The organism is Halomonas saccharevitans (assembly GCF_900116405.1).
Classification (GTDB): Bacteria; Pseudomonadota; Gammaproteobacteria; order Pseudomonadales; family Halomonadaceae; genus Halomonas; species Halomonas saccharevitans.
The window spans coordinates 24088-39484 of the sequence record NZ_FPAQ01000027.1; the positions used below are offsets into that span (position 1 = coordinate 24088).

Consider the following 15397-nt stretch of genomic DNA (forward strand, 5'->3'; position numbering starts at 1 on the left):
ATGGTGCTCTTATCCGGGTCGGCACGGCCCGAGTCCATCAAGGAGACGAGGATGCGAAGGACGATGAGGACATGGCTGGCGGGCGCGGGGGTGATCCTGCTCTCGGGGTGCGCGAGCCAGGCGACGCCGCCAGTGGCCGAGCTGTTCGACTGCCAGGCCCTGAACCGGGCGGTGGCGAGCGCCGAAACCGGCTTCGCCGATATCAAGGGTCGCCTGGAGACTACCCGCCTGACGCGCACCTGGCAGACCGATACCCAGGCCTTTCACGACGCCTGCGTGATCACCTCGGCTCGCCGGCCCGATCACTACCTGTGCTTCGGCCCCCTGGCGAGCGACGATCCACGTAGCGCCCTGCTCAAGGGCGGCGAGGCGGTCGCCCAGTGCCTCGGCGAGGGCTGGCAGTCGCGGCGCACCTCGGCCGATCGCATCGCGTTCACCCGCGAGGGTCAGGCCCCGGTGGTGACCCTGGAGACCTTCCTCAACGACCGCGGTCGGCGCATGGGCACACTGGGCGTCTATCAAAACGCCCGTGACGCCGAGCCGCGTCCCGGCGGTAGCTGAGTGCGGCTTTTCCCCGACATAACAAAAGGCCCGCGGCAGCGCCGCGGGCCTTTTGTCTTTCCGTGCTCGTCATGCCGCTTTCATCGCGGCGTGACGGAGAGGCTTAGCGCCAGCCGGCCCGGTCGAAGATGCGCACCGCTTCCGGGTTGTTCTCGCCCAGCACGCTGACGTTCAGGTCGTCCTTCTTGAAGTCGCCCCAGGAGTCGATGACGCCGTCGATCTCCACGCTCTCGACGGCCGGGAACTCGTAGTTGCCGGAGGCGAACAGCGCCTGAGCCTCGTCGGAGGCGAGGAACTCGAGGAAGCGCACGGCGTTCTCCTCGTTGGGCGCGCCCTTCACCATGCCGGCGCCGCCCACGTTGATGTGCGCGCCGCGATCGTCCTGGTTGGGGAAGACGATCTGGACCTTCTCGGCGACCTCGCGATCGGCCTCGTTGTCGGAGTTGGCTAGGCGCACGTAGTAGTAGTGGTTGGCCACGGCGATGTTGCACTCGCCGCTGGCGACGCCGCGGATCTGGTCGGTGTCGCCGCCCTCGGGATCACGCGCGAAGTTCTCGACCACGCCCTCGGCCCACGCCTCGGCGTCTTCCTCGCCGTGATGGGCGATCATCGAGGCCAGCAGCGACTGGTTGTAGATGTTGTTCGAGGAGCGGATGCAGACCTCGCCCTTGAGCGCCGGATCGGCCAGGTCCTCGTAGCGGCTGATGTCCTCGGCATTCACCTCGGTGGGGTCGATGAAGATCGCTCGCACGCGCTGGCTGAAGCCGAACCACTTGCCTTCGGGGTGACGCATGTGGGCCGGAAGGCGCTCGTTGAGCACATCAGAGTCGACGCTTGCGAAGACGTCCTCCTGCTCGCCGCGCCACAGGCGGCCGGCGTCCACGGTAATCAGCACGTCGGCGGGACCCGCTTCGCCTTCCAGCTTGAGGCGCTGGATCAGCTGGTCGGAGTCGCCTTCGAGGATGTTGACCTCGATGCCGGTCTCTTCGGTGAAGGCGGCGTAGAGCGCCGCGTCGGAGTCGTAGTGACGGGCCGAGTAGACGTTGAGCTCCTCGGCGGCGGAGGCCTGGGAAGCCATGGCGGAGCCGGCCACCAGGGCGGCGAGGGGCAGGGCGAAGCGACGATGCTGCAGCATGGAGGTACCTCGTGGGTGCTGATAGGAAATGATAATGCTTAACATTAATCTTTCGCTATTGAAGCCCCTCGCGGCATCGCCGTCAAGCCCGTTGCGCGACGGATCTGATCCAGATCAGCTGGCGGCGCGCCTCGAGGAGCACCGCTGAAATGCGAGCGATAGTACAACGCATTCGGGAGGCTTTCGCGTTACCATGTTGTTCAGACACTCTCAACCGGCAGTCGAGACCCCATGACCAGCCAACCGACCCTGACGCCAGATGCACCGGCGACCTCCGCGCCGGTGCTCGCCATGCACCAGATCCGCCACGCCTACGAGCAGCACCCGGCCGTCGAGGACGTCTCTCTCGACGTCAAGCCCGGGGAGATCGTCTGCCTGCTGGGGCCCTCGGGCTGTGGCAAGTCCACCCTGCTGCGGATCGCCGCGGGGCTCGAGCGGGTGCAGCAGGGGCGCGTGGCGCTGGGCGGCGAGCCGATGGGTGAGGGGCGCAGCCACGTGCCGCCGGAGAAGCGCAACGTCGGCCTGGCCTTCCAGGACTCGGCGCTGTTCCCGCACCTCTCGGTGCTCGACAACGTGGCCTTCGGCCTCGAGGCGTTGCCCGCCCAGCAGCGCCGGCGGCGGGCCTACGAGCTGCTCGAGCTGCTGGGCATGGAGCGCTATGCGCGAGTCTTCCCGCACATGCTGTCGGGGGGGCAGCAGCAGCGCATCGCCCTGGCGCGTGCCCTGGCGCCCGCGCCGCAGCTGATGCTGCTCGACGAGCCGTTCTCGAGCCTCGATGCCCGCCTGCGCGACCGCATCCGCGACGATACCCTGCACGTGCTCAAGAAGGTGGGCACCGGCGTGCTGCTGGTCACCCACGACCCCGAGGAGGCCATGTTCATGGCCGATCGCATCGTGCTGATGCGCGAGGGGCGGGTGGTGCAGGCCGGCACCCCGTTGGAGCTCTACTGCACTCCGGCCGATCCCTTCGTGGTCACCTTCTTCGGCGAGGTCAACGAGCTCGAGGGGCGGGTGCAGGATGGCCAGGTGGCGACCCCGGTGGGCGAGGTCTCCGCGGGCGGGCTGCCCGAGGGCAGCCTGGTGCGGGTGATGATTCGCCCCGAGGCGCTCAGGGTCGTGCCGCTCAACGAGCCGCCCGAGTATCACCACAGCCACATCATCATGGCCAAGCTGCTGGGTCGTACCAGCCTGCTGCACATCTGCGCCCATACCCCCGACGGGGAAGAGGCCCACCTGCACGCCCGGGCCCCGGGGGTCTTCCTGCCCCGCGAGGGCCAGCCGATCATGATCGGCCTGGACGACTCCCAGGTGTTCGTCTTCCCCCTCGAGGCCTCAGCTGCCGGGGCGGGAACGGCGCATGGCGACGCTGAGCAGGATCACCGGGATGATGCCTACTGCCACGATGGCCAGTGACGAGGTCGAGGCCTCGGCCAAGCGTTCGTCGGCGGCCAGGCTGTGGGCGCGGATGGCCAGGGTGTCGAAGTTGAAGGGGCGCAGGATCACCGTGGCCGGCAGCTCCTTCATCACGTCGACGAAGACCAGGATGCCGGCGGCGATCAGGCTGCCGCGCATGATCGGCGTATGCACCTTGCGCAGCGTCCCCCCCGCCGTCTGACCCAGGGTCCGCGAGGCCGCGTCCATGCTCGGCGTCACCTTGCCCAGGCTCGCCTCGATGGCGTTGAAGGAGACCGCCAGGAAGCGCACCAGGTAGGCGTAGATCAGGATGAACGCCGAGCCGCTGAGCAGCAGCCCCACCACGACCCCGAACTGCCCCTTGATGACGTCGTTGATCTGGTGATCCAGCCACACGAAGGGGATCAGGATGCCCACCGCCACCACCGAGCCCGGTACCGCATAGCCCATGGCGGCCACCCGCGTGGCCACCCGGGTGATGCGGCCGGGATTGAGCCGTGCCCCATAGCTGAGCAGCAGCGCCAGGCTCACGGCCACGATCGAGGCGAGCGTCGCCAGCAGCAGACTATTGCCGGCGAACTCCAGGAAGGCGGCGCCAAACAGCGCATCGCCGCCCTGAAACGATAGGTAGCCGAGCAGGCCGCTGGGAATCAGGAAACCGAGCAGCACCGGCGTCAGGCAGGCCAGGGTGGTGGCCCAGGCGCGCCAGCCGTGGAGCACGAACTCGGGCAGGTGCTGGTAGCGGCCGGTAGTGTGGAAGTAGCGCCGCTTGCCCCGGGACCAGCGCTCGAGCAGCACCAGGGCGATGACGAAGGCCAACAGGCAGGCGGCCAGCTGGGCCGCGGCCACCTGCTCGCCCATGCCGAACCAGGTGCGATAGATGCCGGTGGTGAAGGTGTCGACGCCGAAGTACTGCACCGCCCCGAACTCGTTGAGGGTCTCCATCAGCGCCAGCGACACCCCGCCGACGATCGCCGGCCGCGCCAGCGGCAGGGCCACGCTCGAGAACAGCCGCCAGGGACCGCGTCCCAGGGTGCGGCCCACGTCCAGCACGCACACCGACTGCTCCAGAAAGGCCGCCCGCGCCAGCATGTAGACGTAGGGATAGAGCACCAGGGTGATCAGCGTCGCCGCGCCCCACAGCGAGCGGATGTCCGGGAAGAAGTAGTCGCCGGCCGACCAGCCGAAGGTCTCGCGCAGCGAGGTCTGGAGTGGGCCGGCGTATTGCAGGAAGTCGGTATAGGCGTAGGCGATCACGTAGGTCGGCACCGCCAGCGGCAGCAGCAGCCCCCACTCGAAGAGCCGACGCCCCGGGAAGCGGCACATCACCACCAGCCAGGCGGTGCCGGTACCGATGACGAAGGTGCCGAGCCCCACGGTCACCACCAGGAAGAGCGTATTGCCCAGGTAGCGGGGCAGCACGGTGCTGCCCAGGTGCTGCCAGATGCCATCGGTAGGCATGAACAGGTGCGCCAGGACCACGATGACCGGCAGCGCCACGATCAGGGCGATGCCGATGGTCAGGGCATTCCAGGCGTTGAGGGGCAGCGACAGGCGGGAAGGCGTGCGGGCGCGGGAACTGGCCGGACTGGTCAACGGAGTCTCCTTCCGTGCCGGGATGGCTACAGGGATGCGAGATACTTGCGGCTGAGAATTGTATCAGCTGGCCGGGGCCACTGCAGCCGCGGTCGCCGTGAACTCGGTCGCCGTGAATACGGTCTCCGTGACGCCGATCAAGTAGACGCCGATCAAGCAAAACGCCCGCCGCTGGAGGAGCGGCGGGCGTCGAGGGTCGTGCCTTGAGGGCTTAGTAGCCGATCAGCAGCGACGGCAGGCCGGTCACCAGGACCGGGAAGAAGGCCATCAGCAGGCAGGCCAGCACGATCAGTGCCACGAAGGGGATGACCGCCCGATAAAGATCCAGGGTCTCGACGCCCTTGGGAGCGACCCCCTTGAGGTAGAAGAGCGCATAGCCGAAGGGCGGGGTGAGGAAGGAGGTTTGCAGCACCACGGCGACCATCACCACGAACCACAGCACGTCGATGCCCATGCTCTCGACGATCGGCAGCATGATCGGGAAGCTCAGCAGCACAATGCCGGTCCAGTCGAGGAACATGCCCAGGATGAAGACCAGGAAGAGCATCAGGATCAGCGCCCCGGTGGTGCCGCCGGGCATGGCCATCACCACTTCGTGGATCACCTCCATGCCGCCGCCGATGGAGAACACTCCGGTGAAGGCGGTGGCCCCCACCAGCACCAGCATAACCATGGTGGTGGTTTTGCTGGCCTCGATCAGGGTGCGGTAGCAGGTAGAGGCCTTGCGATCGCCGAAGATCAGGAACAGCAGGAAGGCGATGAAGACGCCGATCGCCGAGGCCTCGGTGGCGGTGGCGATGCCGGTGAACAGCGACCCCAGCACGCCGAGGATCAGCGCCATGGGCGGCAGCACGTACTTGCCCAGCATCTTCAGAAGCTCGCCGGTCGATACCTCGGCGCGCTCCTCGGCCGGCACCAGGGGACCGTACTCCGGCTTGAGGTGGCAGATCACCAGCACGTAGAGGGCGTACATCGCGCCGAGCAGCAGGCCGGGCACCAGGGCGCCGGCGAACAGGGCGCCCACCGAGACCGGCGAGTAGCTGGCCATCAGGATCAGCATGATGCTCGGCGGAATCAGGATGCCCAGGCAGCCGCTGGCCATGATCACGCCCGCGCTGAGCTGCTTGTTGTAGCCATAGTTCAGCATCGGTACCAGGGCGATCATGCCCATAACCGCGATGGAGGCGCCGACGATGCCGGTGGTGGCCGCCAGCAGCACGGACACCACGACGACCGTCAGCGCCAGGCCGCCGCGCAGGTTGGCCAGCAACAGGCGCATCGACTCGAACATCTTCTCGGTGACGCCGGAGTCGTTGAGGAAGCGTGCCATCAGGATGAACAGCGGGATAGCGACCAGGACGTAGTTGTCCATGGCGTTGCCATAGATGTTGTTGATCAGGATGCCCAGCGTATTGGCGCCGGGTCCGAACCAGGCGCCGAGCACCGCGACGCCGCCGAGCACGAAGGCCAGCGGATGGCCCATGAACAGACCGATCAGCAGGCCGCCGAACATGAACAGGGTGAGCATCTCGGCGCTCATGCGGGGGTCTCCTTGCCGAGCGCCTGGACGGCGCGGATGACGATGGCGATGGCCTGCAGCAGCAGCAGCCCGGCGGCGATCACGATCACGGCCTTCACCGGATAGACCGGAATGGCCATCATGCCGTAGGTGGTCTCACTGCGGCTGAAGGAGCGTTCGAAGAACGCCCAGCCGAAGCTCAGCAGCATCCAGATGAAGGGCACGAAGAAGATCAGGTAGCCGAGGAGTTCGAGGGCCGCCTGCTTGCGGCGCGAAAGCAGCCGCTTGAGCACGTCGACCTCGACGTGGGCGTGATGGCGCAGCCCGTAGGCGGACATCAGCATGAAATGGGCGCCGAACAGCATCTTCGTCACGTCGAAGGCCCAGTCGCTGGGGCGTCCGATGAAGAAGCGCAGGGCGATGTCATAGATCACGATCAGCGTGATCACGGCGAGCAGCGGAGCGATCAGGCGTCCGAATCCCTCGTTGAGGGCGTCGATGGCCCTGGCAGTGGCGTTCATGATGAGAGCTCTCGGAATCGGGCGAATCGTGCGGAAGGAGGTTCAGCGGAACCGTCGGCTTCGAGGCCGGCCCCGACGGGGCCGGCCCGGAGCGCTTACTGGTTCATGCAGGCCTCGATCTCCTCGAGGGAGGGCAGGTCGTCGGTGACGCGGCTCATGTTGTAGGGCACCGAGACGTCACGCCAGTTGGCGTAGTGCTCCAGGTAGCTGATCATGGAGTGGTAGACCTTGGCGTGCATCGGGTCTTCGCAGGCCCCCTGGACGATCACTTCGTTGGTGATGCGCTGGATCTCGGCGAGATCCTCCTCGCCGAGCTGGTTGATCTCGGTGCCGTCCTCGATGAACTTCACCGTGCCCTCGGTGGATTCACGCTCGGACCAGGCCAGCGACCAGGCCATGGTCGCCTGGGCAGCGATCTTAAGCTTCTCCTGGGTCTCCTCGGAGAGCGCGTCCCAGGCGTCCTGGTTGATCATCACGCCGAACACGCTGGCGGACTGGTGCCAGCCCGGCACGGACCAATAGTCGGCGACTTCGGAGAAGCCGGCCTTGTAGTCCACGCCCGGGGTGGAGAACTCGGCGCCATCGACCACGCCGCGCTCGATGGCCTGGTAGATCTCGCCGCCGGCCAGAGTGACCTGGGAGCCGCCGAGCTGCTCGAGCACCCGGCCCTGATCGCGGCCGGAGAGGCGCAGGCGCTTGCCCTCCAGGTCGGCGATGCTCTCGATGGGCGTGCCGCCGCGGAAGCCCGACTCGTTGTTGGTGATGCCGTAGGGCAGGTAGACCATGTTGTAGTCGCCGTAGACTTCCTGATAGAGCTCGAAGCCGCCCCACTGGTTGATCCAGTTCAGGTAATCCACGCCGTTGAACAGGCTGGTGGTGGTGGCCAGCGGCGAGAAGGCCGGGCTGTAGCCGGCCCAGTAGCCGGGCCAGTCGCCGGCGGCCTGGATAGCACCGGTTTGGGTGGCATCGAAGACCTCGGTGCCAGGCATCAGGGTGCCGCCGGCACGGAAGTTGATGGTCAGCTCGTCACCGGCCAGGGTGTTGACCAGCTCCGCCCAGTGGCGGTCGATCTGGATCAGGTCCAGGTTGTCCGGCCAGGTGGTGGTCATGGTCCAGGATTCCTGGGCCTGAGCGGTGGTGCTCAGGGCGGCGAGGGCAACGCCGGCCGCGATCCCGGTGAGGGTGAAGGTGCGCAGTGCTGTCATTTTATTATCCCTTTTCCTTGTTAGTACGGGTTAGTACCAGCATCGATGCCCATGGCTCCGCGTTGGCCATGCCAGTTCACGAGCCGACGGCATCGCGGCGTTCGCCACAAGCTAGCATGTCACCCCTGTAGGATTCGATCGTGCTGATGTGGGGATGACGGCCCTCGGTGACGGCGACATCGCTAGCGATCGATGGCTGTCGTGCACGCGCGGTCAGGGAGGTTTGGTATGAGAATCAGGGGGTTGCTTTTTGTTGACGTTGACGTAAACGGACGGCTTGGTGGGTCGTGCTGCGTTGAACGCGGCCTTTACATAAGACCAAAGTGGTAGCGGGACGTGCCGATAAAAGGCGTTTCAGGCAGGACAGCGGCGACGGGAGGCGGCGTCATGAGCGGCAGAGTGCAACACGGCAGGGACAGAGACGGTCGGGAGGCGAGGGCGGCGCGCGCCCTGCTGGTGCAGGCGCGACGCCTCGCCCGACACCGCTGGCGCGGCCTGGTGTGGCTGAGCGGCGAGGCCGAGGCCTGTCGGCGCGCGGCGCACAGCCTGTGGCAGGCAGGAGAGGAGCAGGGAGCGTGGCGGGCGCCCCTGTGGATCGCCGCCGAGCCCCTCGAGGGCCTTGCGGCGTCGGCCTGGCTGCCGGCGGCGAAGGCGCGCACGCGGCTCGGCGGCGAGCAGGACCTAGTGGTGATCGATGCCGTCTCTGCTGGGTGCGGCTTCGACCCCGAGGCGTTCGGGGCGCTGGCCGGCACGCTCACGGCCGGCGGCCTGCTGGTGCTGATGACGCCGCCCGACTGGGGGCAGCGCCCCGATGCCGACTACGCCCGCCTGGCCGAGCATCCCTGGCGGGCGGAGCAGCTCAGCGCCCGCTATCTGGCGCGCCTCGGCCGCCTGCTGGGCGACGATGCGCGGGTGATCCGCTGGACGGCGGGGGAGGCACCGCGCCTACCGGACGTGCCCGAGGCCATGACCGGGGCGAAGGGAGAAGCGCCGAGAGAGTCCCCGTCGCTGCCGGCCGGCGGCGACGCCTGCCTGACCGAGGACCAGGCCGAGGCGGTCTCCCGGCTGACCCGGTTGCGTCGCCGCCGGCCGCTGGTGCTGACCGCCGATCGCGGCCGCGGCAAGACGGCGGCGCTGGGCATCGCCTGTGCGCGGCTGCTGGCGGAAGGAGCAGGGGCCGGGTCAGGAGCGGCCGAGGCCGAGATTCTGGTCACCGCGCCGCGCCCGGCGGCGGTGGCCGGGCTCTTCGAGCGACTGGCGGCGCTCTGCCCCGAGGGGCAGCGGCACGGCCATGCCTTCGAGGCGCCCGGGGGGCGGGTGCGCTTCCTGGCCCCCGATGAGCTGGCCCGCCTGGCCGAGCAGGGCGAGGTCGGCGGGCCCGGTCGGCTGCTGCTGGTGGATGAGGCGGCGGCGATCCCCGCTCCCCTGCTGGGGCGCTGGCTCGAGGCCTTCCCGCGCATCGCCTTCGCCACCACCGTGCACGGCTACGAGGGCTCGGGCCGCGGCTTCGCGCTGCGCTTTCGCGAGCGGCTCGAGCGTCAGGCGCCCGACTTTCGCGAGTGCCACCTGGCCGAACCGATCCGCTGGGCGCCGGGGGATCCCCTCGAGGCACTCACCTCACGCCTGCTACTGCTGGACGGCGAGCCTGACACCGCCCCGTCCGCCGACGGGCCCCTCGTCTCGTGCCGCCTGGATCGCGACGCCCTGGCCGCCGACGAGCCGCGGCTGCGAGCGCTGTTCGGCCTGCTGGTGCAGGCTCACTACCGCACCACTCCCGCCGACCTGCGCCGGCTGCTGGACGGCCCGGGGGTGGCCATCACGACCCTCGAGGCGGGTTCGGCCCTGCAGGGCGTGGCGGTGTGTGGTGACGAGGGCGGCTTTGCGGCCGATCTCGCCGAGCGGGTGGCGCGGGGCGAGCGGCGCCCGCGTGGCCACCTGCTGGCCCAGTCGCTGGCCGCCCATGCCGGGGAGCGCGCGGCGCTGACCGCCCGCCTGCGGCGGGTGCTGCGCATCGCCGTGCCCGCCGGCCGGCGCCGCGAGAGGCTGGGGCTGCACCTGCTTTCCGCCGAGGTCGAGCGGGCCCGCGACGAGGGTATCGACCTGCTGGGGGCGAGCTTCGGCGCCGAGCCGGGCCTGCAGGCCTTCTGGCGTTCGGCGGGCTTTCGCGCGGTGCGCCTGGGGCTGACCCGCGAGACCGCCACCGGTGAGCACGCGCTGATGGTGGTGCGCCCCACCAGCGTGGCCGGCGAGGCGCTGGCCGAGCGCCTTCAGGCGCGCTTTCACCGCCAGCTACCGGGCCTGCTGGCCTTCGAACTGGCCGAGCTCGAGCCCGCTGTGGCACTGGCCCTGCTCGCCGAGGGCCCGGCGACAGCCCTCGACGCCGCCGATCGCCGCGATATTGAGGACGTGGCCTTCGGTCATCGCGAGCCGGCCCTTGCGCGCCCGGCGATCCAGGCGCTGGTGCGGCGCTGCGCAGGCGGCGGATCCGAGGGGGTCGACCAAGGGGACGACGATGAACGCGACGAGGAGCCGGCGCTGCTGGCGGCCTGGGCCTTCCAGGGGCGCGGCGCGAACTGGCTGGCGCCGCGCCTGGGCGTGGCGGGCAAGAAGGACGTCCAGGCCTGGCTGCGCGAGGCCGTGGCGCGCCTGCACGATCGCGACGGTGGACTTTCCCCCGATCAGGCCGGGCGGTAGAGTGCCCGAATTCACCGTCGGACAGATGCCCCATGAACGCACATCTCGAGCAGCTCTCCCCCCGGCCCCTGTGGCGCCATTTCCGCACCCTGTGCAACACGCCGCGGCCCTCCGGCCATGAGGCCGCCCTGGTGGCGACCCTCGAGCGCTGGGCCGAGGGCCTGGGCCTGGCCCACGACCGCGACGCCTTTGGCAACCTGCGCATCCTCAAGCCCGCCACGCCCGGGTACGAGCAGGCGCCCGGGGTGATCCTGCAGGGGCACCTGGACATGGTCGCCCAGGCCAATGCCGGCCATCCCCACGACTTCACCCGCGACCCCATCGAGACGCACGAGGCCGACGGCTGGCTGCACGCTCGACAGACCACCCTGGGCGCGGACAACGGTCTCGGCGTGGCCGCGGCGCTGGCGATCCTAGAAGATGACGCCCTGATCCACGGCCCACTGGAGGCGCTCTTCACCCTGGAGGAGGAGTCCTCCATGGGCGGTGCCCTGAATCTGGCCGAGGGTTGGCTCGAGGGCCGGGTGCTGCTCAACCTGGACTCCGAGGATCGCGGCCAGGTCTACATCGGCTGCGCCGGTGGCGCCGACGTCATCGTGGATGCCCAGCTGCCCACCGCGCCGCTGGAGGCCGGCGAGGTGGCGCTCTCGCTCTCGCTCACCGGCCTCTCGGGCGGCCACTCCGGCATCGATATCCACAAGGGGCGCGGTAACGCCAACCGCCTGCTGGTGCGGGTGCTGCGTGCCCTGGAGCCCCACGGGGCGAGGCTCATCGACTACCACGGCGGCACCCTGCGCAACGCCCTGCCGCGAGAGGCCTTCGCGACCCTGGCCCTGCCGGAAGACGCACGCTCCCACGCCGAGGCGCGGGTGGCGGCGCTCGAGGCCGAGCTGCGCGCCGAGCTGGCCGGTGTCGACGAGGGGCTCTCGCTCTCCCTGACGCCCACGGCGGCGCCGGCAGACGAGGCCTTGACGGCCGAGGCCAGCCGGCTGCTGGTGCGCGCCCTGCACGTGGCGCCCTGCGGCGTCGAGCGGATGAGCGTCGAGGTGCCCGGGGTGGTGGAGACTTCCAACAACCTCGGGGTGGTCAGCCTCGAGGCCGGGCGCTTCCACCTGTGCGCCCTGGTGCGCTCGCTGCACGACAGCGCCACGGCGGACATCGCCGACCGCTTCCGCGCGCTATTCGAGCTGATCGGCGCCCGCACTCGGGTCGAGAACGCCTATCCGGGCTGGACGCCCGATCCGGGAAGCCCGCTGCTGGCGCGCTTTCGGCGCCTGCATCAGGAGCGGCTGGGGAGCGACCCGGAGGTGAAGGTGATCCACGCCGGCCTGGAGTGCGGCATCCTCGGCGGCAAGTATCCTCAGCTGGACATGATCTCCTTCGGACCGCTGATCCGCGGCGCCCACTCGCCGGACGAACGTGTCGAGCTTTCCTCGGTGGAGGAGTTCTGGACGCTGCTGCGCGTCCTGGTGGAGGACCTGGCCACGGTGAAAGAGGAGGACCTGGCCACTGTGAGTGCGGAGAACGCCGGCCGACCCTCACCCTCTTCGAGCTTGTGATGAACGAATGGCTGCAAGCCAGCGCCCCGGCCTGGTGGGTGGCGGCGGCATTGGTGGGACTGCTGGCGGTGACCACCGCCCTGGCACTCGGCTGGCGGCGCCGCCTGGCGGCCGCCGAGACGCGGCTCGCCGCCGGTGAGCAGGCGCGCTCCGATCGCGAGGCCGGCTTGCGACGCCTGGAGCAGGAGCTTACCCAGAGCGACGCCCAGCTGGATGCCAGCCGTGAGCGCCTGGCGGCTCTGGAGGCCGAGCTATCGGGAACGCGCAACCGGCTCGCCGAGCAGCGCGAGAGGGCCGCTCGGCTGGAGACCGAGCGTGAGCAGATGGCGCTGCGCCACCGCGAGCAGCTGGCCCTGCTCGAGGAGGCGCGAGAGCGGCTCAAGGAGGAGTTTCGCCAGCTGGCCGGGCGCATCTTCGAGGAGCGTCAACAGGCCTTCTCGGCGCAGAGTCGCGACGGCCTCGAGGCGACGCTCAAGCCCTTCCGCGAGCAGGTCGACCAGTTTCGCCGCCGGGTCGAGGAGCTCCACGGCCAGCAGAGTCGCGATAGCGGCTCGCTCAAGGCGCAGCTCGAGCAGCTGGCCGGGCTCAACGCCCGCCTCGGCGAGGAAGCCGCGGGGCTCGCGCGGGCTCTCAAGGGCGACCAGAAGGCCCAGGGAAACTGGGGTGAGCTGATGCTCGAGACCCTGCTCGAGCGCAGCGGCCTGCGCCGGGACATCGAGTACCGTCGCGAGGTCTCGCTGCAGGGCGAACAGGGGCGCCAGCGCCCCGACGCGATCATCTACCTGCCCGACGACCGCCACCTGATCGTCGATGCCAAGGTGTCGCTGGTCGCCTGGACCCGGGTGGTCAACGCCGATCAGGAGGCCGAGCGCGAGGCGGCCATGAAGGCGCACCTGCAGTCGCTGCGCAGCCACGTGGCCGGCCTCGCCGGCAAGGACTACCCGGCTCTGCCGGGGCTCAATTCGCCGGATTTCGTGTTCCTCTTCGTGCCGGTGGAGCCGGCCTTCGCCGCGGCCTTCGAGCGCGACCCCTCACTCTTCCAGGAGGCCTTCGATCGCCAGGTGGTGGTGGTCACCCCGACCACCCTGCTGGCGAGCCTGCGCACCGTGGCGGGCCTGTGGAGCCTGGAGCGCCAGAACGAGAACGCGCGCCTGATCGGCGAGCGGGCCGAGAAGCTGCTGGCCAAGTTCGGCGGCTTCGTCGAGAGCCTCGAGGAGGTGGGGCGCCACCTGGAGCGGGCAAGCGATAGTCAGCGCCGGGCCATGGGTCGGCTTGCCAGCGGCCAGGGCAGCCTGGTGGCTCAGGCCACCGAGCTGCAGCGCCTGGGCGTGCGCATGAAGAAGCCGCTGCCCGCGGAGCTGGTGCGCGCCGCCGACGGCGACGAGCCGGAGGAGAGAGGCGAGGCGGATGAAAGCGCTGAGGAAGGGCCTGAGGAGAGAGCTGAGAAAGACGAGAGGGGCCCGGGCGACCGGTCGTCGCCGGAACGCGCCTGAGCCGGAAGGCATCGACCCCACCACGCAACGACGCCGCCCGAGGGCGGCGTCATTCCCATGCGGGCTCGTTCTCATGCGGGCTCGCTCTCGTGCGGGCTCACGGGGGACGTTCAGCCGAGATAGGCGCCCAGCATCCACACGGTCTTTTCCTGCTCGCGGATGTAGTCGCCGGCCTGGGCGGCGGTACCCTCGTCATCGGCGTCGGAGGCCAGCGAGAGCAGCTCGCGCTGCAGCTCGATCAGGGTCTGGTAACCCTGAAGCACGCCGCGCACGCAGGCCTCGCCGTCGTGGACGTTCTTGTCCTCTTCGATCCGGGCGATCTTCACGTAGTCGCTGTAGGCGTGCACCGGAGTGTGACCCAGGGTCAGGATGCGCTCGGCGACTTCGTCGACCTTGGTCAGCAGGTCGGTGTAGAACTCCTCGAACTTCTCGTGGAGCTGGAAGAACTGCCGACCCTTCACGTTCCAGTGATAGCCGCGCACGTTCATGTAGAAGATCTGGTAGTTGGCCAGCAGCTCGTTGAGCTTCTCGGCGAGCTGGCTGGCGCTGGCCTCGTGCAGGCCGATGGTGTTGGTGTCGCTCATGCAATGCCTCCTTGATCGCTTTGTGAACAGGTTACGGTAGCTCGGTGGTCACGGGTAAGCCCGTTATCTTCATGGCCACCATAGCCGATGACCATGACCTGCGGGCGCCGGGGGTGTGATTCAAGGTCTTGCGCCGCACGCGGCCAACAGACCCCTGCGCGTATCGTGGCCACCGTCATCCGGACTAGACTGAAATTACCCGTTTCTGGAGACGACACCATGCGCACATGGCTGCTGTGGCTGCTGCCGGGCGTGCTGGCCGGATGCCAGATGACGCCGACGACTCTGCCGGAGGCCGAGCCCGCCCCCTCCGCCGAGTGCCGATGGCCCGCGGGGCCCGGCGATGACCTGGACCGCGTGATCACGGCCCTGGAGGCGGAGGGCTTCGTGGTGCGCCACACCGACGCCTCGCTGGGGCTGGTCAGCGCCGACCGGGCCCGCACCACCATCTACCACGACAACGGCATCGAGCGCCTGCCGCGCATCGGCGGCTTCGTGCGCGGCGGCAGCGGCGGCCACATTGGTACGGGCGTGGTGCTCGGCTTCGGCGGCGGCGCCGGGCCGGGCATCGACGAGGCCACCCGCGCCGAGCGGGTCTCGGTGGTGGTCGATGGGCGAGCGCTGCGGGTGAGCCGCGACATTCGCCTGATCGACTGGCGAGGCGACCTGCGCGAATCGCGCAGCGCCAGCGACGCCGACTTCTGCCGCGATCTGCGTCGCGCCATCCGGGCCGTGCCGGCCGGGGAGGCGTCATGACGCGCACGCTGCTGATCCTGCTGCTGGCTACGTGGCTCGCCGGCTGTGCCGCGCCGCCTGCCAGCGCACCGCGCGAGCTGCGCCTGGCGGCAACGCCCGAGACCACCCTTCGCGAGGCCATGCAGCTGCTGACGGCGCGCGGCTACGTGATTCGCCATGCCGACGACGACCTGGGGCGGCTGGACGCCGCCCTGGCTCGAATGCCGGGCTACGGCGTCTCGCTGCGCGTCTTCGCAGGCGCCGAGGGCGGCAGCCGGGTCGAGGCCATCGCCACCCGGGGCGGCCGGGCGCTGCCACCCGGCCTGCTGGACCCTTTTCTCACCGACCTGCAGGCGCGGCTGGGACTACTCCCCTGAGATCG

13 protein-coding genes are annotated in these 15397 nt (G+C 69.3%); 7 read left to right on the forward strand and 6 right to left on the reverse strand.

The annotated features are described in order from the left end of the window. Positions 1–63 precede the first annotated feature (63 nt). Positions 64–561, forward strand: coding sequence for a hypothetical protein (locus tag BM388_RS12610; protein WP_089850692.1), 498 nt, complete (start codon positions 64–66; stop codon positions 559–561). Between the two features lie 103 nt (positions 562–664). On the opposite strand, the gene BM388_RS12615 is transcribed toward BM388_RS12610, so the two are convergent. Continuing rightward, positions 665–1696, reverse strand: a complete 1032-nt coding sequence (locus BM388_RS12615; RefSeq protein WP_089850694.1) for a Fe(3+) ABC transporter substrate-binding protein — start codon at positions 1694–1696, stop codon at positions 665–667. Between the two features lie 231 nt (positions 1697–1927). Between BM388_RS12615 and BM388_RS12620 the strand changes: the two genes are divergently transcribed. After that, the gene (locus BM388_RS12620; RefSeq protein ID WP_089850696.1) at positions 1928–3109 is read left to right on the forward strand and encodes an ABC transporter ATP-binding protein; all 1182 of its coding nucleotides are present in this window, start codon (positions 1928–1930) and stop codon (positions 3107–3109) included. Here the strand turns inward: BM388_RS12620 and BM388_RS12625 are convergent. The 4 genes from BM388_RS12625 to dctP all read right to left on the reverse strand — a co-directional run bounded on the left by BM388_RS12625 (position 3029) and on the right by dctP (position 7950). Then, positions 3029–4705 carry an ABC transporter permease gene (locus BM388_RS12625; protein ID WP_089850698.1) on the reverse strand — a complete coding sequence of 559 codons (1677 nt, stop codon included), beginning with the start codon at positions 4703–4705 and terminating at the stop codon, positions 3029–3031. The genes BM388_RS12620 and BM388_RS12625 overlap by 81 nt on opposite strands. Positions 4706–4916: 211 nt before the next feature. After that, on the reverse strand, positions 4917–6245 hold the full coding sequence (locus tag BM388_RS12630) for a TRAP transporter large permease (RefSeq protein ID WP_089850700.1): 1329 nt from the start codon (positions 6243–6245) through the stop codon (positions 4917–4919). Next, positions 6242–6745 (reverse strand): TRAP transporter small permease subunit, encoded by a 504-nt coding sequence (locus BM388_RS12635; protein WP_089850703.1) that lies wholly within the window; start codon positions 6743–6745, stop codon positions 6242–6244. The genes BM388_RS12630 and BM388_RS12635 overlap by 4 nt, the downstream gene beginning before the upstream one ends. 95 nt (positions 6746–6840) lie before the next feature. Further along, complete coding sequence (gene dctP / locus BM388_RS12640) at positions 6841–7950, reverse strand: TRAP transporter substrate-binding protein DctP (RefSeq protein WP_089850705.1); 1110 nt, start codon at positions 7948–7950, stop codon at positions 6841–6843. Between the two features lie 387 nt (positions 7951–8337). On the opposite strand from dctP, the gene BM388_RS12645 reads away from it, so the two are divergent. From BM388_RS12645 to BM388_RS12655, 3 genes are read left to right on the forward strand one after another with little or no spacing between them, the layout of a single operon-like run. After that, positions 8338–10644 (forward strand): tRNA(Met) cytidine acetyltransferase TmcA, encoded by a 2307-nt coding sequence (locus tag BM388_RS12645; RefSeq protein WP_089850707.1) that lies wholly within the window; start codon positions 8338–8340, stop codon positions 10642–10644. A 32-nt stretch (positions 10645–10676) separates the two neighbouring features. After that, a complete protein-coding gene (locus BM388_RS12650) occupies positions 10677–12203 on the forward strand; it encodes an aminoacyl-histidine dipeptidase (protein ID WP_089850709.1) in 1527 nt (508 codons plus the stop codon). Further along, positions 12203–13696 (forward strand): DNA recombination protein RmuC, encoded by a 1494-nt coding sequence (locus tag BM388_RS12655; RefSeq protein ID WP_089850711.1) that lies wholly within the window; start codon positions 12203–12205, stop codon positions 13694–13696. The genes BM388_RS12650 and BM388_RS12655 overlap by 1 nt, the downstream gene beginning before the upstream one ends. Before the next feature lie 110 nt (positions 13697–13806). Here the strand turns inward: BM388_RS12655 and BM388_RS12660 are convergent, their stop codons facing one another. After that, on the reverse strand, positions 13807–14280 hold the full coding sequence (locus tag BM388_RS12660; RefSeq protein WP_089850714.1) for a Dps family protein: 474 nt from the start codon (positions 14278–14280) through the stop codon (positions 13807–13809). A 219-nt stretch (positions 14281–14499) separates the two neighbouring features. Between BM388_RS12660 and BM388_RS12665 the strand changes: the two genes are divergently transcribed. Both BM388_RS12665 and BM388_RS12670 read left to right on the forward strand, forming a co-directional pair. After that, a complete protein-coding gene (locus tag BM388_RS12665; protein WP_089850716.1) occupies positions 14500–15036 on the forward strand; it encodes a hypothetical protein in 537 nt (178 codons plus the stop codon). Then, positions 15033–15392, forward strand: coding sequence for a hypothetical protein (locus tag BM388_RS12670; RefSeq protein ID WP_089850718.1), 360 nt, complete (start codon positions 15033–15035; stop codon positions 15390–15392). Before BM388_RS12665 ends, BM388_RS12670 begins: the two co-directional genes overlap by 4 nt. The last annotated feature ends 5 nt before the right edge of the window (positions 15393–15397 follow it).